Annotated in this window: 13 protein-coding genes; all 13 read right to left on the reverse strand. The window is 71.9% G+C overall.

Translation table 11 applies throughout. The features are described 5' to 3' along the window. Positions 1-9: 9 nt before the first annotated feature. On the reverse strand, positions 10-840 hold the full coding sequence (locus tag ACFOYY_RS33675; RefSeq protein ID WP_386195133.1) for an SDR family oxidoreductase: 831 nt from the start codon (positions 838-840) through the stop codon (positions 10-12). Beyond that, positions 834-1,829, reverse strand: coding sequence for a beta-ketoacyl synthase N-terminal-like domain-containing protein (locus tag ACFOYY_RS33680; RefSeq protein ID WP_386195135.1), 996 nt, complete (start codon positions 1,827-1,829; stop codon positions 834-836). The genes ACFOYY_RS33675 and ACFOYY_RS33680 overlap by 7 nt, the downstream gene beginning before the upstream one ends. Next, positions 1,826-2,965: a beta-ketoacyl-[acyl-carrier-protein] synthase family protein gene (locus tag ACFOYY_RS33685; protein ID WP_352015739.1), complete on the reverse strand. Its 1,140-nt coding sequence runs from the start codon at positions 2,963-2,965 to the stop codon at positions 1,826-1,828. Before ACFOYY_RS33685 ends, ACFOYY_RS33680 begins: the two co-directional genes overlap by 4 nt. Continuing rightward, entirely contained in the window at positions 2,962-3,867 is a 906-nt protein-coding gene (locus ACFOYY_RS33690; protein WP_352015740.1) for a thioesterase family protein, read from the reverse strand. Before ACFOYY_RS33690 ends, ACFOYY_RS33685 begins: the two co-directional genes overlap by 4 nt. Further along, the gene (locus ACFOYY_RS33695) at positions 3,864-4,619 is read right to left on the reverse strand and encodes an alpha/beta fold hydrolase (protein WP_386195138.1); all 756 of its coding nucleotides are present in this window, start codon (positions 4,617-4,619) and stop codon (positions 3,864-3,866) included. Before ACFOYY_RS33695 ends, ACFOYY_RS33690 begins: the two co-directional genes overlap by 4 nt. Beyond that, positions 4,616-5,548: a beta-ketoacyl synthase N-terminal-like domain-containing protein gene (locus ACFOYY_RS33700; protein WP_386195140.1), complete on the reverse strand. Its 933-nt coding sequence runs from the start codon at positions 5,546-5,548 to the stop codon at positions 4,616-4,618. Before ACFOYY_RS33700 ends, ACFOYY_RS33695 begins: the two co-directional genes overlap by 4 nt. Continuing rightward, entirely contained in the window at positions 5,545-6,687 is a 1,143-nt protein-coding gene (locus ACFOYY_RS33705; RefSeq protein WP_386195142.1) for a beta-ketoacyl synthase N-terminal-like domain-containing protein, read from the reverse strand. The genes ACFOYY_RS33700 and ACFOYY_RS33705 overlap by 4 nt, the downstream gene beginning before the upstream one ends. Continuing rightward, positions 6,687-7,928 carry a beta-ketoacyl-[acyl-carrier-protein] synthase family protein gene (locus ACFOYY_RS33710; protein WP_352015744.1) on the reverse strand — a complete coding sequence of 414 codons (1,242 nt, stop codon included), beginning with the start codon at positions 7,926-7,928 and terminating at the stop codon, positions 6,687-6,689. Before ACFOYY_RS33710 ends, ACFOYY_RS33705 begins: the two co-directional genes overlap by 1 nt. A gap of 33 nt (positions 7,929-7,961) precedes the next feature. Further along, positions 7,962-8,231, reverse strand: coding sequence for an acyl carrier protein (locus ACFOYY_RS33715; RefSeq protein ID WP_352015745.1), 270 nt, complete (start codon positions 8,229-8,231; stop codon positions 7,962-7,964). A gap of 182 nt (positions 8,232-8,413) precedes the next feature. Then, positions 8,414-11,605, reverse strand: coding sequence for a formate dehydrogenase (fdh, locus tag ACFOYY_RS33720; protein ID WP_386195144.1), 3,192 nt, complete (start codon positions 11,603-11,605; stop codon positions 8,414-8,416). 52 nt (positions 11,606-11,657) lie between these two features. Then, on the reverse strand, positions 11,658-13,004 hold the full coding sequence (locus ACFOYY_RS33725) for a hypothetical protein (protein WP_352015747.1): 1,347 nt from the start codon (positions 13,002-13,004) through the stop codon (positions 11,658-11,660). Positions 13,005-13,023: 19 nt separating this feature from the next. After that, positions 13,024-16,443 (reverse strand): hypothetical protein, encoded by a 3,420-nt coding sequence (locus ACFOYY_RS33730; protein ID WP_386195146.1) that lies wholly within the window; start codon positions 16,441-16,443, stop codon positions 13,024-13,026. Further along, positions 16,440-19,091, reverse strand: coding sequence for a hypothetical protein (locus tag ACFOYY_RS33735; protein WP_386195148.1), 2,652 nt, complete (start codon positions 19,089-19,091; stop codon positions 16,440-16,442). The genes ACFOYY_RS33730 and ACFOYY_RS33735 overlap by 4 nt, the downstream gene beginning before the upstream one ends. Between the last annotated feature and the right edge of the window lie 14 nt (positions 19,092-19,105).

Genomic DNA, 19,105 nt, shown 5'->3' on the forward strand with positions numbered 1-19,105 from the left:
GTTCTCTCCTCAGCTCCCGGATTCGCCGCCGGCCCACGAACTGCCCGCGGCCAGCAGTTCGGCCCCGTCAACGCCGATGGTGTTGCCGGTGATCCACGAGGTGGTGGTGCTCGACAGCAACACCACCGCCTCGGCGACGTCCTCCGGGACGGTCAGCCGGTGGTGCGGGTTGTTCCGCGCGCTGTTCCGGCTGAACTCGTGGTGTTCCGGGATCCGCCGGAGCGCGGGCGTCAGCGTGACGCCGGCGCGCAGCGCGTTCACCGCGACGCCTCTCGGCGCCAGTTCGCAGGCCAGCTGACGCACGTGCGCCTCCAGCGCGCACTTGGCCGCCGAAACCGCGCCGTAGCTGGGCAGGTGCTGGACCGCCCCGGCGCTGGTCATCGCGAACACCTTGGCGCCGGGGGGAAGCAGATCGGCGGCGGCCAGGTCCTGGACCCAGTACACGAGGCTGTTCGCCATCACGTCCATGGTCATCTCAAGCTGCGGTCCGCTGATCCCGGCCGTGCCCTCCTCGGCGGGCAGGTAACGCACCAGCGTGCCGAAGGCCAGCGAGTGCAGCAGGACTCTCAGCCCGGCGCCGTCGGTCAGCTCCGCGAGCCCGGCGACGATCTCCTGCCGCACGGTCTTACGGGCCGCGTTGGCGTTGTGGAAGTGGACCCGCACCCCGTAGGAGGACAGCTTCTCCCTCAGCTGGGTGACGGACTCGTCCATCGCGGCGGTGTCGAAGTGCACCCCGACGACGTTCATGCCCTGCTGGGCCATGGCCAGCGCGCAGGCCCGGCCGATTCCGCTGGAGACGCCGAGGACCAGGCCCCAGCTCTTGTCGAGTGACGTCAACATTGCCGACTCCCGGTTGGCTGGGCCGAATGGACGGGACGCATCCCGCCGAAGGCGAAGTTGCCCTCGGCGGTCGCGGTGATCACCAGGCTGGGCCGCCTCTCGGCCGCGCCGAACAGCCGGGCGAGCAGCAGAAGGGGGGCGAGGCAGCCGCCGTCGGCGGTGAGCGCGGGACGCACCGTCAGGCCGGTGGCGGCGAGGACACCGGCCAGGGCCCGGCTCACCGCCGAGTCGTCGAGGACCGGGCGGACCACGACGTCACCGGTGCCCAGCCGGGACACCGCGGTCTCGATCTGCGCGGCCAGCTGGCGCCGCCCGGCGGAGGTGGTCATCAGAGCGGGGGGCGCGAACGCGGTCCTGGCGAAGCAGGATCCGAGGATGGGCGCGCCGCGTTCCTCGGCCAGCGCGCGCGGTTCCATGGTCATGGCCACCGCTCCCTGCTCGGCCGCCAGTCCCGGCGCGTGGTGCGGCAGGCCGTGTTCCATGGCGGCGGCGATCAGCACGTCGGCCCGGCCCGCAGCCAGCGCCCTCAACCCGATCTCGACGGCCTCGAACCCGGCCACCCGCGGCGAGGTGAGCGTCAGGCTGAACGCCTTGATCTGGTGGTCGCTGGCCAGGCGGCCGCTGAGCACGTTGATCGCGAAGTAGGGGGCTCCCGCCGGGCTGAGGTCGTCGGAGTGTCCCGTGGTGACCACGCGGTCGACGTCGTCGAAGTAGGCGCGCAGTGCGCCGTTCGTGCCGACCGCCGCGCCGCGCCGGTGCGCGGGCACGTGTTCGAGGCCGCCTCCGCCGGTCACGGCGCGCCGCGCGGCGGCGAGCAGGTACTGCGAGGCCGGCGGCAGGTATTTGTACCCGCGCGGCCCGAGCTCCGTGGTCACGTCGAACCAGGGGCCGTGGCGCTCGGGCACGACCGTCCCGACACCGGTGACGACGATGTCCCCCATGTCCCCCATGCCCCTGATGTCCCTGATGTCCCTGATCTCCCCGGTCATGCCGCCTCCTCCAGGACGAAGGAGGCGTTGTTGCCGCCGAAGGCGTACGCGTTGACCATGATCCGCGGCGTCCTGAGGCGGACCGGGCCGTCGACCGGCAGGTACACCTCGCACTCCGGGTCCTGCTCCCCGATCGCGACGTTCGGCGGCACCGTGCCGGAGCGGAGGATGAGGGCGGCCGCCACCGCGCCGAGCGCGGCCGCCGCCCCGCCGGTGTGCCCGAGGAGCGCCTTGATGCTGTACAGGGGGACCTTGTCGGCCCGCTCGCCCAGGACGGTCCGCAGCGCGCGGCTCTCGACCAGGTCGTTGAGCCGCGTGCCGGTGCCGTGCGGGATGACGCATCCCAGGCGTCCTGACTCGCCCAGCGCCTCCCGCATCGCGCGGACGATCTGCTCCCCGCTGGGTTCCGGCGCGGTGAGGTGGTGCGCGTCGCAGCTCCAGCCGGCCCCGGCCACCCTGCCGTACACGGCCGCCCCGCGCCCGTAGGCGTGCTCGGCCGATTCGAGGACCAGGATTCCCGCGCCCTCGGCGAGCACGGTCCCCCGGCGGTCCCGGTCGAAGGGACGGCACCGGACCGGATCGATCGCGCCGAGGCGGTCGAACGACGCCCAGCCGACCCTGGAGTAGGCGTCCACCCCGCCCGCGATCACCACGTCCGCCTCACCGCCGCGAACCATGTCGGCGGCGACGCTCAGCGCGAACCCGCCCGCGGCGCAGGCGTTGCTGATGCTCACGTTGACACCGAACGCGCCGAGCCGCTCGCCCACCTCCGAGGCGAGCCTGAACGTCGGGTTCCAGCCGGTGCCCGGCTCCCGGCTCCTGCCGCTCTCGTGCAGCATGGCCTCGCCCATGCACGAGCCGATGACCACGCCGATCCGCATGGGCCAGTCGCGCCGTTCCAGGCCCGCGTCCCTGAGCGCCTCGCTCACCGCCGAGTTCAGCAGCCGGCCGGCCCGCCCGTCGCCGAACGCCGCGTCGGGCACCCGGTGCATCAGCGGGTGACGCAGGTTCGCCCCCGGGTCGGGGATGCGCTCGGGAACCGGGGGCAGGGCTCCGGCCATCGCCGCCCGCAGCACCGCGGCACCGTACCCCTGGCAGGTGACCGCGCCGACGCCGGTGACCAGGACGTCCGTCATCGCGACGCGCCGGAGAGCGCGGCCGAGAGGCGGTCGTCGAAGGACACCAGGCCCCATTCGGACCGGCCGGAGAGCTCGGCGTATCCGTGGGTGATCCGGCCGGTGGCGGTGGGGACGAGCAGGCCGTCGCGGAGCACGTAGCAGTCCATCCGCGAGGTGTAGGTCAACCGTTTGAAGACGTCCTCGACGGTCAGGACCGTGTAGAGCTCCTCCTCCATCAGCGCCTCGTCCAGCAGCGTGATCCTGGAGTGCGGCACGGCGGGGATCCATCCCTGCTCGTCGAGCAGTCGTTTGACCGACACACCGCGGTCGGCGAGGAAGAGGTCCACAACCTCCTCCATAATTCGCAAATATCCGGACATCTGCATGCGCTCGGTGAAGTGGCAGTAGAAGTAGGGAATCCGCCATTTCCAGGCGAAGGCGTTGCGGCCGCCGGTCAGGACGTCGAGCGGGTCGGCGCCGTCGGGCACCTGCACACTCTTGTCCTGCTCCCCGAGCCGAGCCACCGTGTACGGGCGCAGTTCGGCCGGGATCTCGCCCGCGCCGCCGCGAGGGTCGTGCCGTAGCGACACCTTGACCTTGGCGCTGACGGCCTTCGGCGCGCCGGGGTCCGCGTTGGGCCGGATGACGACGGTGAAGGTGAGCGTCCCGGGCTCGGCAACGGTGACCTCGGCGGTCGCCAGGTCGTCGATGCGCAGCGCGCTCAGGATCCTGGTGTCGATGTCGACCAGGTCGACGCACAGCCCGTGATCGTGGTAGAGATCGGTGGCTCTTATCCCCGACCGGCGCAGGTGTTCGAGCACCGCCTCCTCGACCAGGTAGTTCAGGTGCTTGAAGCCGATCCAGGTGCCGACGTTCGCACCTTCGTACCGGGGCCGGATCTCCAGGCGGGTGACGGTCACGTGCTCTCCAGATGGTGTGTCGCGGCGAACTCACCGATCAGCTCGGCGAATCGGTGCGCCTGTTCGATCATCGGCAGGTGCCCTGCGGGCAGGATCTCGAAGCGGGCGTGTGGCAGCGCCTCGGCCAGCGTCCGCCCGTCCCGAGGCGGGGCCGCGGGGTCGTCGGCGCCGCTGATCACCAGGCAGGGTACGGTGACGGCGGCGGTGTCCAGCATGGGTGAGCGCAGGTAGGCGTCGAAGAACCGCATCCACCCGTACGGGCCGAGCCGCTCGCGCAGTTTCAGCGCCATGTCGTGGCGGACGCCGGCGGCCAGCCGGCCCTCCGAGCTGACCCGCAGACCGTCGTCGAGGATGCCGTGGAAACCATGGAGGTAGCTCTCGATGGTCGCCCAGTCGAACTCGGCCGGGCTGGCCCGGTAGAACGGCGACACGAGCACGGCGGCCGGTCCGCCGTCGCGCGCGAGCACCTCCAGCAGCACGTTGGCCGCGAAGGAGTGCGCGACGACCAGGTCGACGGCGCCGGCCTCGTCGATGGCCGCCCTGACCCACGAGGTGGTGTCGCCCCGCCTGCTCCACTCTCCGGTGTCGCCCGCCGACCACGGCAGGGCGGCCTCCCACAGCTCCAGGTCCGGGCCTGCCAGCTCCGCGAACCGGTTCCACGTCGAGGGGCCACCGCCGAGCCCGTACAGCATCAGCACACGCACCGGTCGTTCGACGGTGGCGGGGCGGCGGCACCTGACCCGGGGGGTCATCGACCGGTCCCGGCCGTGGTGGGCGCCGGAGTGAGCACGGTGGCCGCCGCGGCGTCGGAGGCGTTCACGCTCGCCAGTACGGCGCCGTCGCCACCCGCGCTCAACCAGGAGGCACCGGCGACGCACTGCACGACGCCGAGCGCGCCCGAGCAGCGCCCGAGCAGCGCGGTCAGGTCATGGGTCGCAGCTCCGGCCGTCTCCTCCGTCGTGGGCGGCTGTTCGGGCAGGCACCACAGACCGACGGGTCCGGCCTGCTCCAGTACGTGACCGACCGCCTCGTCGTGCGTCTCCCGCCTGGCGTAGCGGCCCAGCCGGGCCAGCGACCCGGCTCCGCGTTCGCGCGCGGCCTCCTCCGACTCCAGCACCAGCGCGGCGGCGCCGTCGAACAGCGGCCCGACCAGGTGGGTCACCACCTCGTTGACCGGTTCGACGCCGACCACGAGCATCCGCCGCGCCCGCCCGGCGTCGATCATCATCCCGGCCCAGTACACCGCGTCCAGGCCGGAGGTGGGCCCGTTGCACAGGGTCAGGTTCACCCCGCGCAGTCCGAACGAGATCGCCAGCCACGAGGCCGTCACGTTGCTCGCGGTGGCGGGCAGCATCATGGGGCTGGTGGCGCCGTAACCGTGCTCGGCGATGGTGGACACCGTGGCGCACACCGTGTCCACGTTGCCGAAGTTGGAGCTGACCACCACACCGATGCTCTCGCCCGGCACCGCGAGGCCCGGATCGAGCAGCAGGCCGGCGTCGGTGAGGGCGTCCCTGCCCGCGCACAGCGCCAGCTTGGTCGCCCGGTCCTTGTACCGCAGGCCACGCCCGCTCAGCCCGGTGATCGGATCCTCTCCACCCGGCGTCGTGGTCGTCAGCAACAGGTCCGCCGGCCGGGCCACCCCGCCGATCGCGGTTCCCACACCGGTGATCACCGTCATCGGTCCGCCGCCTTCTCCACAACGGCCACCGCGTTCAGGCCGCCGAACCCGAACGCGTTCACCTGGGCGAATCGCACCGCGGCGCGCACCGCCCGGTCGCGGACCAGGCGCAGTCCCTCCATCTCGTCCATGACGTCCGTGACGCCGACCACCGGCGGCACGACCCCGGTCCGCATGGACTCCAGCGCGACGAGCAGGCTGTGCAGGCCGGAGGCCCCCGCGGTGTGCCCGGTCATCGACTTGATCGCCGTCATCCAGGGCGAAGGACGGACCTCGCCGAAGACCTCGCCGAGGCTGCGCGCCTCGGCCTCGTCGTTCAGCGGCGTCCCCGTACCGTGGAGCAGCAGCAGGTCGATGTCGCCCGGGGTCAGGCCCGCACGCTCGTGCGCCTGCCGTACCGCCAGGGCGATGCTCTTGGCGTCGGGCGCGGAGGGGTGGTAGGCGTCGCAGTTCACCGCGACCGAGCGCACCAGCCCGTACACCTTCCCGGAGGTGGCCTGCGATGCCCGGCGCAGGACGACCGCGGCCGCCCCCTCGCCCTGGAGCATGCCCCTGCGTCCCTTGTCGAAGGGGCGCAGGGCGTCGGGCGGGTCGGAATAGCAGCGGTCGAGCAGGCCGTAGGTGCTCTCCGAGATGTTGTCGACGCCCGCCACGATCACCGCGTCGGCGGCGCCGGCGTTCAGCAGATCGGTGCCGAGCGCGAGCGCGTAGAGCGAGGCCGCGCAGGCGTTGGCGACCGTGAAGGTCTGGGAGGCGTTGAAGCGGCGGCGCAGCGCGGTGCCGAAGTGCAGCTCGTCGGTGTCGAAGGCGACGCCGTCGCGCCAGCTCAACTCGACCGAGCGCAGCTCGCGCAGGGTGGTTCCCACGAGGATCGGCACGTCACGCAGGTCCTCGCCCAGACCCGCGTCGCGGGCCGCGACCCCCACCACGTGCTCCAGCCACCTGGACGAGCGCAGCGGCACGTCACCGCCCTCTTCGGGCCGGTCGTCGATCTCGAAGGCGAGCCTGGTCCGGTACTTGCTCAGGTCGAATCCGCGCGGCTCGGCCGCCGCTCCCCAGCCCCCGCACAGCGAGGCAAAGATCTCCTCCACGTCGACGCCGGCACTGGCGACCGCGCCGACACCGCAGACGGCGACCATCACGCCCCCCGGTACTTGCCGAGGATGAGCACGGCGTTGTTGCCCCCGAAGGCGAGCGCGTTGTTCTGCACCACGTTCAGCTCCGCCGGGCGCGCCTGGTTGGGCACGCAGTCCAGCGCGCACTCCGGGTCCGTTTCGACGTGGTTGATCGTCGGCGGGATGAAGCCCTCGGTGATGGCCAGCGCGCACGCCGCCGCGGCGAGGGCGCTGGCCGCGCCCATCGAGTGCCCGATCATCGACTTGATCGAGACGGTGGCGGGCGGCCTGGTGCCGAACACCTGGTGGATGGCGCGCGCCTCGGTGATGTCGTTGGCCTTCGTCCCGGTACCGTGCGCCGAGATGAAGTCGATCTCCTCCGGCTTCACTCCTGCGTCCCGGTGGGCCAGGCGCATGCAGTCGGCGATGCTGTCCCGGTCGGGCGCGACCGGGTGGTGGGCGTCGCAGTTCAGCCCGAACCCGAGGATCTCCGCGTAGATGCGCGCGCCGCGGGCCAGCGCCGACTCCATGCTCTCCAGCAGGAGGATTCCCGCTCCCTCGCCGGTCAGGATGCCCTTGCGGCCTCGGTCGAACGGCTGGCAGACCTGGGGGGCGATCGTCCCCAGGCGGTAGAAGCCCGCGAAGGTCTTGCGGCACAGCGCGTCCGCGCCGCCGCACAAGGCGACGTCGACGTCGCCGCTCTGCACGGCGTCGAAGCCGTGGCCGATCGCGTAGTTGCCCGCCGCGCACGCGGTGGGCAGAGTGACGGCCTCGACGTCGGTCATGCCGAGCTCACGCGCGATGCTCGACGAGAGCCTGCCGGCACCGACGCGCCCGCTCAGCGCGGGATCGAGCCGGTCGAGGCCGCGGTCGATTCCCTGTCCGGCCAGGTTGTCGAAGTCCCGCCCCTCACCGTTGGTAGTGCCGACCGACACCAGCGCGCGTCGCGCGCGCAGTTCCCGCGGCTGCAGGCCGGCGTCCCGCACGGCCATCCCCGCCGCCGCCACCGACAGCTGACTGGCCCGGCCGAGCTCGGCCGGGTCGAGACGGTCGATCGACGCGGCCGGATCGAAATCGGTGACCTCGCATGCGTTGGCGTATTCGAACCCGGTCGTGTCGAACGCGGTGATGGGTTTGACCCCGCTACGCCCTTCTCGTAATCCAGAAAGGAATTCCTGCACGCCGATGCCGATACTGGTGATCGCACCGATACCGGTGACGACCACCCGTCTTCTGAAATGTTTATCCGTTCGCGGTCCGCTCATCAACGCCCTCCTGTCCAGTCGCCGTCAGAGGTGTTATCGGGCGGACGCCTCCGTGACGACGGTGTAGACGCCCTCAAGGTTGGTCATCCTGACCAGTTCCTCCTGGTCGATGCTGACCTTGAGGGTGCGCTCAAGGGCCGCGAGGATCTCGATGGCCCGCAGGGAGTCCGCGCCGTGGTCCTCGCTGAACAGGCTGGTTTCGGTGACCCCGTCCGGGTCGATCTCGAGGATCTCGCAAATGAGGCTCTTGATCTGGGCGCGTTGCGCAGGAGCCAGACCGGCGGGCACGTTGAGTTCGGTCATTGTTCCTCCATTAATGGCATGAGCTCGCCGCCGCGGGCACATCGAACCGGTTAAGTGGAAGAAATATTCTGCGGACCGCTATACTTTTCCTATACAACCTCGGCTGCGGGAAATCATCGAGAATGCCGTCACGCGTCCAGGGCCACTGGAACACACTCCGGGTCGTCAGGCCGCCCGTCCGCTCAGCGGTCGCGGTACTCTCTGATCAGTTCGAGCAGCGCCGGGCCGGTCGGGCGCCTGCCCGGCCTCAGGTCGCAGGTGACGGCCTTGCCCTCCTGGATGTAGACGTTCGGGTCGAGCACGAGGGGCAGCAGGTCGTTGGCGGCGTCGCCGGTCACCAGCCCGCCCCCGCCCCATCCCCAGTGGTACGGCAAGCCGACCTGGTGGACCGTACGGCCCTGCAGCCGCAGCGGCCGGACGCGTCGGGTGACCAGGACCCGGGCCTCGATCGCGGTGCGGGTCGTCACGATCGTCGCCCAGCCGCCGTTGACCAACCCGGTCAGTTCGGCCAGTTCCGGTGAGACCTCGCAGAACAGCGCCGGCTGCAACTCGGCCAGGTAGGGCAGCGGCCTGCTCATGGCGCCCGCCGTGTGGTGCTCGGTCAGCCGGTAGGTCGTCAGGACGTAGGGGAAACGTGGTGACTCAGGCGGGTTGTACGGGCTCTCCGGGCGGTCGTAGACGCGGCGGGCGGGGTTGGCCCGCCAGCCGTACAGGGGGTTGGGCAGCGGTGACTCGTGCGGCTCGTAGTGGGTGGGCAGCGGCCCGTCGGCCAGGCCGGCGGGGGCGAACAGCCAGCCCTTGCCGTCGGCCTGCATGATGAACGGGTCGGTCCCGGCCAGGGCGTCCTCAGCCACGGCCCCCTCGGGCGGCAGATAGCTCGGCGGCTTGGCCGGCTCGAAGTCCGGCACATCGTGGCCGGTCCACTCGCCCTTCTCCGCGTCCCACCAGACGTAGGCCTTGCGTTCGCTCCAGGGGCGGCCCTCGGGGTCGGCGGAGGCCCGGTTGTAGAGCACGCGCCGGTTGGCGGGCCAGGCCCAGCCCCACTCGGGCGCCACCCAGCTCTGCTCGTCGCCCGGTCTGCGCCGGGCGGCCTGGTTGACCTCGTCGGCGTAGACGCCGCAGTAGATCCAGCAGCCGCACCGGGTCGAGCCGTCCGCCTTGAGTTCGGTGTAGGCCGACAGCGTCCGCCCGTCGGGGCCGGTGCCGTTGATCTCCCGCAGCACGGCGGGCGCGGACGGCTCGGCGCGCTCGCCCTCCTCCGGGTAGTCCCAGGTCAGCTCGCGCAGCGGGCGGTCGATCTCGTCGCCGGTCAGCGCGGCCTTGATCCGCTTGCCGAGGTGGTAGTAGAACCACAGCTCGCTGCGGCAGTCCTCCGGCGCGTCGAGTGCCTTGTGCCGCCACTGCAGCAGCCGCTGGGTGTTGGTGAAGGTGCCCTCCTTCTCGACGTGGCTGGCGGCGGGCAGGAAGAACACCTCGGTCGCGATGTCCTCGGTGCGCATCTCCCCGGTGGCCAGTTCCGGGCCGTCCTTCCAGAACGTGGCGGTCTCGACGAGGGTCAGGTCCCGCACGACCAGCCAGTCGAGGTTGGCCAGCCCGAGCCGCTGCGCCCTGCCTCCCGAGGAACCGATGGCCGGGTTCTCCCCCACCACGAAGTAGCCCTTGACGGTGCCGTCGATCTGCCCCATCACGGTCGTGTAGTGGCCGTGGTCGCCGGTCAGGCGGGGCAGGTAACCGAAGCAGAAGTCGTTGTCCGGGGTGGCGTGCTCCCCCCACCACGCCTTGAGCAGGCTCACCATGTAGGAGCGTTTCCTGCCCCAGAAGCCCGTCTCCGCTCCGGCCCCCCGCAGGTAGTCGTCGAGGGTGTCGTGCCCGTGGGCGTTCGGCATCGGCAGGTAGCCGGGCAGGATGTTGAACAGCGTCGGGATGTCCGTCGAACCCTGGATGCTCGCGTGGCCGCGCAGAGCCATGATGCCGCCGCCCGGCCGTCCCATGTTGCCCAGCAGTAGCTGCAGGATCGAGGCGGTGCGGATGTACTGCGCGCCCACGGTGTGCTGGGTCCAGCCGACCGCGTACACCCAGGCGGTGGTGCGTTCCCTGCCGGAGTTCTCGGTGATCGCCCCGGCCAGTTCGGCGAAGTCCTCCCTGGAGACGCCGCAGACCTGTTCGACCAGCTCCGGGGTGTAGCGGGCGAAGTGACGCCGGAGGATCTGGTAGACGCAGCGCGGGTGGCGCAGCGTCGGATCGGCGGGCGGCCTGGCCTGTTCCCGCGCGCCGCCGGAGCCGTACTGGTCGGGACCGGCCACCTCCGCGTGGTAGGCCCCGCCTTCGAGCTGCTCGCCGCGCAGCCCGGCGGCGGGTTCCTCCTCGGTTCCCTCGTAGGACCAGCTCGACGGGTCGTACTTACGGCTGTCGGGGTCGAAGCCGGAGAACAGCCCGTCGAGGTCCTCGGTGTCCCTGAAGTCCTCGGAGACGATCGCCGAGGCGTTGGTGTAGGCCAGCACGTACTCGCGGAAGTCCAGCTCGTTGACCAGCACGTGGTTGATCAGCGCGCCGAGCAGCACGATGTCGGCGCCCGCGCGGATCGGCAGGTGCCGGTCGGCCAGCGCGCTGGTGCGGGTGAAGCGCGGATCGACGTGGAACACCTTCGCGCCCCGCGCCTTGGCCTCGACCACCCACTGGAACCCGACCGGATGGCACTCGGCCATGTTCGAGCCCTGGATGACGATGCAGTCGGCGTTGACGAGGTCCTGCTGGAAATTCGTCGCGCCGCCGCGCCCGAAGCTGGTCCCCAGACCGGGGACGGTCGAGGAGTGTCAAATACGGGCCTGGTTCTCGACCTGGATCGCGCCGAGGGCGGTGTAGAGCTTCTTCATCAGGTAGTTCTCTTCGTTGTCCAGCGTCGCCCCGCCCAGGCTGGCGATGCCCATGGTGCGCCGGACCGTCCTGCCCTCCTCCTGCTGCTGCCAGGTCTCCCGGCGGGTACGGAGCACCCGCTCGGCGATCATGTCCATCGCGGTTTCGAGGTCGAGCGGCTCCCATTCGGTGCCGTGGGGGCGCCGGTAGAGCACGTGCCGCTGCCTGCCGGGGTGGGTGACGAGCTGTTTGCTCGCCGAGCCCTTAGGGCAGAGCCTGCCGCGCGAGATGGGCGAGTCGGGGTCGCCCTCGATCTGGGTGACGCGGCCGTCCTTGACGTAGATGAGCTGGCCGCATCCGACCGCGCAGTAGGGGCAGACGGACCTGGTGACGCTGTCGGCCAGCTCGGTCCTGGGGCGCAGCGCGTCGGTGCGCGCCGAACGGGCGGCGCGCGACCTGCCGTCTTCTCCCCTGAGCTGCCGGACAACCGGCCAGCGGGAGATCCATCCCCCCTGTGCCACGTGGCGGTCCTACCCGCCGATACGGTCACTAACCGCCATAACGGCCATCACGTCAGCGACGCCGTACCCCGTGGACGACCCGGCCGGGCTCGCCGCTGCCGCCGAACTCCCACGGCAGCCGCAACGTCCACAGCACCCGGTCGGCGTCGGCCTCCTCGACCGGCATGATCATCTGGGTTCCGCTGAGCCTGCCGCGCAACGCCCTGTCGTACGGCCTGCCGTCCAGGACGTCGGCCTTGCCGCCCGCGGCCCTGACCGCGTCGAGCACCAGGGCGCGGGAGCGCCGGTACCGTTCGGCCCACCAGCTGTCCGGCACGGGCAGCGGCAGCGGGAAGAACGAGGAGACGACCTCGTCGACCCAGGCCAGGTATCTGATCTCCAGGTCGCTGCCCGGCTGCAGCTCGTCGAGCTCCCGCAGCCTGGTCCACGCCCGCTCCCGGTACTGACGCCGGGTCTCGGCGTCCAGCCTGATCGGGGCCTGGGCGTCGCGCGCCATCTCGTCGAGGCCGTGGTAGACGCCGGGGTCGAGCTCGGCGACGGCGAACATCTCCACCAGGATGTCGTACATCCTCTCGGTCCTCGCCGAACGCCAGTGGTCGCCGCCGGGCCCCTTGGGATCACCGAGCCCGGGGAAGCCGATCGCCGGCAGCGCCGGGACGACGGCCTCGCCCGGCTCACCGCCGAAGGTCCGCGCGAAGTGCTCGCGCTGGAACCTGGCGATGGCCTCGGGCAGCCGCAGGCAGGCCACGTGCAGGCCGATCCACAGCTCCTCGGCCGTCTCCGGGGCCTCGTCGGGTTCGCCCAGGTAGACGACGCTGTCCTGGTAGAGGCGGTCGTACTCGTCGCGCAGCCGTACGGTCAGGTCGCCGGGCCCCCTCCTGCCCGTCTCCTCGACGGGCGCCGCGACGGGGGCCGTGGGCTCCACGGACTCCACGGGCTCGGCCGGCTCCACAGCGGCCGGGGGTTCCCTGCGGGACTCCTGGTGCGGGGCGGGGTGCGTCAGGCCGAGCAGCACGCCGACCAGGCCGAGCACCAGGTCGCCGTCCGCCTCCTCCCGCTGCCGGGGGCCGTCCCTGTGCAGCAGGATGATCAGCCGCCCGGCCAGGTCGCCGAGCGCGCTCCACAGCGGCACCCGCAGCGGGCTGGCCGCGTCGTCCAGTTCGGCCTGCACCGCCCGGTGCACCTGCCTGCCCGGCACCCGGCAGACGGTGCGCAGCCGGCCGATCAGGTCCTGTCCCCGCAGGTAGAGGTCGGTCGGCACCTGCGCGGCCCGCTGGTCGAGGTGGGTGTCCAGGCGGGTGACGACGTCGCGCAGCAGGTCACGCAACGGCCCGGCGAACGGCGCCGGCCGCCCGTCCAGGCCGAGCAGGGGTTCGAGCAGATCGTCGAGCGTTCGCATGGAGTCGTCCTGTCGAAGGTCAGTGGTCACCGGTGAAGGGCTCCCACTCCGGTTTGCCGAACGGTTCCCCCGGCTCCATCGGGGAGGTGAACACCGCGCCGGGGTAGTCGGCCAGGTCGGTGAGACTGCGGGCGGCCAGGTAGCGGGGGTATCCGACGTGGATCCGCAGCCTCCCCAGGTGGTCGAGGGTGACGTGGTAGCGCACGTGCGCGTCCCTGCGGGGCGCGGACATCCGGAACAGCGGGGAGAGGTTGCCGCGCCCGTCCACCCAGAGGAACTCCCAGGTCGCCGCGCCGTACGCCTGGGCGGGCGGGGGCAGCCAGGCCGGGGAGATCGCCCCGCTGAACACCCGGCCGTCGCCTCCGCTCTCCAGCAGGTAGGAGCGCAGGTGCCGCCGGGTCTCCTCACCCGGCGCCAGGATCGGGAACAGCTCGACGGTCGCCCTGTCGTCGAGCGCGTCCGGGGTCCTCCTGACGTGGATGGCGGCGGGCAGCCCCGTGGCCTCCAGCGGGACGCCCCGGCGTCCGCCGTTCAGCGCCGTCGCGACCTCGCCGTGGTCACCGTCGACGAGGTAGACGGGGTTGCCGCCGTGGCACAGGTGGATGACCGGTTCCAGCTCCTGGTTGATCTCGATCTGGAAGCGGATCCTGCCCCAGTCGACGTTGGCCCTGGTGAGCCTGTCCTGCCTGCTGTCGAAGGTGAACCTGCCCCACTCGATGGACTCGCCCCGGTCGCCGCCCAGCTCGCGGTGGATGTGGATGTCCTCCTTCATCGGGCGCCAGGCCGTACGGACCGACAGTCTGCCGGTGCGGTCGGCGACGTCGAGCTGGTCGCCCGCGTTGAGCAGCATGCCGACCCGCGTGTCGGCGTTCTGCAGGGAGAAGTCGCACGGCAGGCTCTGGAACAGGTTGTCCACGGCGATGCCGACGACGTTCTGGCCCGCCCGCAGCCGTTCGCGGCCGTCCACGTGGCGTTCGGCCTCACCCGAGGGTCCGCCCGTGTCCTCGCTCTCGATGTCGGCGTAGCGGCTGAAGCTGTGCGCCCAGCACGCGCCGATCGAGGTGGCCTGCTTGGCGTAGCGGCGCTCGACGACCAGGCGGGGAACCGGGACGGCGTCCGTCCCGTCCGTGGCGTTCAGGGTCAGCTCGCGCAGCCGTCTGGCCACGATGCGTTCGACCAGGGGCATGGTGCTGGTCTTGCCGGACAGCGCGACGATGTCGATGGGCTCCTCGGGCTCCCGGCGGCGCTGCGCGCTGAAGGTGGTGAGCGCGATGTCGACGGCCGCGGTGATCACGGGTGTCGCCAGGTGCTCGAACTGCTCGGGCAGCAGGGTGACCACGGTGTGCCCGAGCCGTTCGACCAGCGCCGCGGGCGGCCTCGACCGGCCGTCGACGTTGTTGAGCACCTCCTGCAGCTTGTTCTTCGGCAGGGTGTACTCCCGGCCCGCGCCCAGCAGCCGTTTGGCCTGTTCGGCCTCCTGCCACAGCCGGAAGAACGCCCGCCCCGGCGCGGCGCGCCCGCCCGCCGCCAGCGCCGGGCTGTGCGTGGGCAGCAGCTCCCGCAGCGCCGTCCAGACCCGCTCGGGTCTCGGCCCCGGATCGGGGTTGGCGATGAAGGCCGGGGCGATGGGGCGCGGCACACCGTCGGCGCCGACGTGGGAGGACGGCCAGTGCCCCAGCCACGCCTCCTCCTCGGCGCTCCCGGCGGCGGTGTCCCCGCCGCTGCGGGTGGTCAGGGCCATCAGGGCGTCGGCGATCTCCGCCTTCAGCCAGTGGAACACCCGCAGGGTCAGCAGGTCGCCGCCGAGCTGCGGGTGCCCGGTCGAGCCACGCACCTCGGGACGGATCACGTAGTGGCGGCCGAAGAACTCCTCGGGGACGTCCTCGGCGGGCACCTGCCGGTCGAGCAGGTGCAGCGCGAACAGCGCGACATCCGTCGTGCCCCCGCCGATGTCGATGACCAGCATGTTCTGCCGCCAGGCGGGGCGCCCCGGCCGTACCCGCCGTGACCTGGCGCGGAACGGTTCGACACCGGTGTCGGACTCGCCGCCGAAGTCGCGCATCACGAAGAACAGCGCGGCGGCGACGGCCTCGTCGAACGTCGTGGTCACCCTGGCCATCCTGAGACTGGACTGCGCCAGTTTCTCCAGCGCGCGACGCCCCGACGGCGGAAGTGTGGTCGGGTAGGTCAGCACGAGGTGGTTCAGCCCGCGGATGCCCCACTCCGCGGAACGTTTCTCGTTACCGTACTCGATGGTCTTGTCGACCAGGTCGTTGTAGGCGTGCATCAGCAACGTGTCCGTCGTCACCGGAGTCCCGCCCTCGCTGCGCAGTTCGGGCAGCTCACGGGGCCGGGAGAAGGCGCGCTTCAGCCCCGGGTAGGCGCGTGTCACCCGGTCGGCCCGGTCGCCGAGCACCGCCCGCAGCGGGGAGCCCTCAAGCACCTTGATCTCGCTGGAGATCTCCGGCGAGTCACCGTCGAAGACGACCTGGTGCAGGTACAGCGAGCCGAGCGCGGGCGTGCCGAAGGCGTCGGCGTAGCAGCCGTCGAGGCTCATGGCGTAGGCCGTGCCCAGCTTCTCGTCCATCCGGGAGATCGCCACGTCGAGCTCCTTGCAGAGCACGTCCCGGTAGCGGACCTTCGGCACCGGCAGGTGCTGGAAGCCCGGCTGGAGCACCTCAAGGCCCTCCCTGGTGACGGTGACCCGGACGGAGTCGCCGGTGCCCGACAGGCCGAGCAGCGAGTTCAGCCGGGTGGTCAGGCCGCGCACGATGTCCTCGCGCGCCTGCGCCCAGTCGGCCTCGTGCGTCCCGGCGGGGCCGTCGAGCAGCAGCCGGTCGAACCCGGCGAGCAGCACCTCGAACTGCTGCTCGTCCATCTCGACGCGTTTGCCGCCCGTCCTGTCGTACAGCGTGACGGTCGAGGAGGAGGTGCCGAAGTCGACCGCCGCGTGCCCGAAGAAGCTCACGTGCCGCCGGGGCTCACCGATCGGGGCGACCCGCCGGGTGGCGTCCCGGTTGACGCCGCTCCTGGAGGGACGCGCCCCCGGCGGCATCAGCCGCAGTTCGAGCGTGAACTCCCTGGGCGCCGATCCCGCCTCGCCGATCCACCAGGCGATCCTGACGGTCCGCTCACCGCCGAGCCCGAGGTCGGCGGCCGGGACGGCGGGCCCCTGGACGAGCAGGTAGCGTCCCGGCATCGGGCGCGGGCGCCAGCCGGGAAGCGTGTACAGCTCGGCGATCCGCGCGGCCAGTTCGTCGCCCGGTGGCTGCGGCCCCGGCCCGTGGACGTCCACGGCGTTCGCCACCCCGTCCGGTTCGGCGAACACGTCGGGCAGGCGGTACTCCCCGTTCACCTCGAAGATCGTGAACACACCGGCTGAGGTCTCGTCGTCCCCCTCGCCGTCGTTGGGTCCCGCGAACAGCAGGCGCACGGTCATCGGGCGTTACCTCCGGGCTTTGCGTCCCATTCGTCGAGCAGGTCACGGACCGGGCCGCCCGCCGGGGCCCGTCCGCCCTCGTGCGACCCCCGCCGGGTGAGGCGCCGCACGCTCTCCTCAGCCGGTACGGCCTCACGCAGCTCCTGCAGCTCCACGCGCAGTTCCCGGCCCAGCCGGACCGCGTCGGCCAGCAGATGACGCCGTACGTGGTGGCCGACCGCCGCGACGATGTCGCCGCGCACCCGGAAGATGTTCATCTGGTGGGTGACGATCCTGGCCCCCGCGTCCCCGGCGATGTTGCGGCGTCCGCCGTTCCAGGGCAGCGCCTGCGCGGTCCGCAGCGGGAACCGCTCGGCGATCCGTTCCCTGTCCTCGTAGGAGTCCCCATAGGAGCCTCCATGGGGGTCCCCGTGGGAGCGGTCCCCGTTGGACGGCGGGACGGGCACCGGCAGCAGGCCCGCCGCCGCGTCGGGCAGCCAGTCCATCGAGACCAGGCTGAGCAGGTTGTGCCCGCGCGCCTGGCCGTCGTCCTCCGGGTCGAGCGCGGCCAGCAGCCGCCCGACGGACTCCGCCGTGTCCGGGGCGCGCAGCCGTTCGCGCACGTGGGCCAGCTCCCGGTGGCGCCGTTCCGCCCAGGCGGCGACGGCCTCCAGGTAGATCTCCCTGGCCTCGCCGACGGCCCTGACGCAGGTGGGCTCGAACCTGGCGAAGAGCCGTTCCGTGGTGTCGGGGGCGGTCGCGTCGGCCTCGGTCGGCATGCGCCGTGCCACGCCGAAGCCCCGGCCGCCCGCCGCCCTCCCCCCGCCGAGCGGCGGCCCGATCCGGCCGTCGTCACCGACCCGGTCCCGGTACTGCTGCCATTCCCGCCAGGTGAACACGTCGTAGGTGGCGCCCGCCCGCGCCAGGTCGAGGACCGCGGAGCCGCCGGGGACGACCTGCGTGCCGTCGGCCGCGAGGCGTTCCGGGTCGGCCAGCAGCCCCAGCGACCTGACCGTGTGGGAGGTCTCCTCCTCGATCATCCGGAACAGCGCGGTCAGCGAGCCCGTGTCACGCACCCCCGCCTGGGCGCCGCCGAGCGCCGGGCGCAGCATCCGGTCCAGCGCCCGCAGCGCCGCCAGCAGGTCGGTGGCGATCGGCACGACTGCCTCGTGCTTGAGGAACACGCCGTAGGTCTGCACGTGCCGGTCCAGCATGTCCCGCAGCCCTGCGACGCCTCCGTCCCGCCCGAACCCGCCGAACGCCGCGGTGTACGGGTGGCCCGGATCGGTCAGGGCCAGGTCCGCGGCGATCCGCTTCCACCGCTCCGCCTGCGCCCCGGCGGCGCCGAGCGACGCGGTGATCTTCTCCCCCTCCTCACCGCCGGTCTCGTACGGCAGGCCCTGCGCGGCGATCGCGACGAGCGAGGAGGTGAAGGCCACCCGGTCCTCCCTGCGCCCGTTGAGCGTGGTGGCCATCCGGTGCAGGGAGGACAGGTCGCGGGAGGAGGCCACCAGGTCGGCCACGCCCGCGAACGGGACGTCCGGCGGCTGCAGCAGGTCGAAGCAGTTGGCCGCGACCAGGATCGACTCGCTGAGGGCGCCCTTGCCCCTGCGGTTGCGTTCGAGCAGCGAGTAGAACTGCCGCGCGTCGTCACGTTCGGCCCGGTGCGAGGGCAGCACGATCACGATGGCGTCGATCTCGTCCAGTTCCCTGACGCTGAGGTACTCGTCGCGGACCGCGGTCGCGCCCAGCCCGGGAAGGTCGCACAGCTCCGCCGCGGTGCCGTCCCCGGGCAGCGGCCCCGCCCAGTCCCCCTGGGCCACCGAGACCTGGCAGACCACCCTGCGGATCAGGGTGAAGGTGGTCCGCAGGGTCTGGGCGGTCAGCGGGTCGCGGGGCGAGAGGGGGAAGCCCTGCGCGGTCCTGGGGAAGGCACGCGGCAGGTCCCTGATGTCCTCGATGTCGAGCGCCTGGCGGAGCATGTCCGGCTCGACCGGCAGGGTCAGCCCCGTGTGGCCGTCGAGCACGAACTCCCCGGCGAGTCTGAGCGCGTCACGGATCCTCGTCAGTTCGAGCGTGATGCCCAGCAGCCTGGAGTTCTCCATCGCCGCCCAGTCCAGCGTGTTCTCCGCCCACCGGTTCAGGACGTCCCAGCCGTCCCTGACGGGGTTGTAGCCGCCCAGCGCGGAGACGTCCCTGCCGCCTCCGGCCCGCTGCACGGTCCTGACCAGTTCGTCCATGATGTAGCCGACCGTCTCGGCCAGCTCGTCACGGGTGAGGTACTCGATCCTGGCCGCGCGCACCCGGGTCGGCTCGCCCGGCGGGGCGGGCTCGACGCGCAGCACCGTCACGTTCCCCGTGGTGGGCGAACCGGAGACCGGCAGCAGCCCGGGGGCGCCGAGCAACGTGCCGAGCAGCATGGACTTGCCCGCGCTGTACTCTCCGACGATCCCCACCGAGACGGGTTTCGCGCAGCGCTCCCTCAGTTTCACGGCCAGTCCCGCGGCCCGGTCGTGGGCCTGGCGTAAGGCCGCCGCCTGCGGGACGTCCTCCTGGCCGAGCGCGGTCATCGCCCGGTCGGCCAGCTCGCGGTAGCGGGCGATCGCCGTACGGTGGCCGGTGGCGGATGAGGAGGCCGATCCGCCCTGCCCGGCGTGGAAATCGGTCAACGAGACTCCTCAGG

The sequence above is a fragment of the Streptosporangium jomthongense genome (assembly GCF_042650425.1).
Classification (GTDB): domain Bacteria; phylum Actinomycetota; class Actinomycetes; order Streptosporangiales; family Streptosporangiaceae; genus Streptosporangium.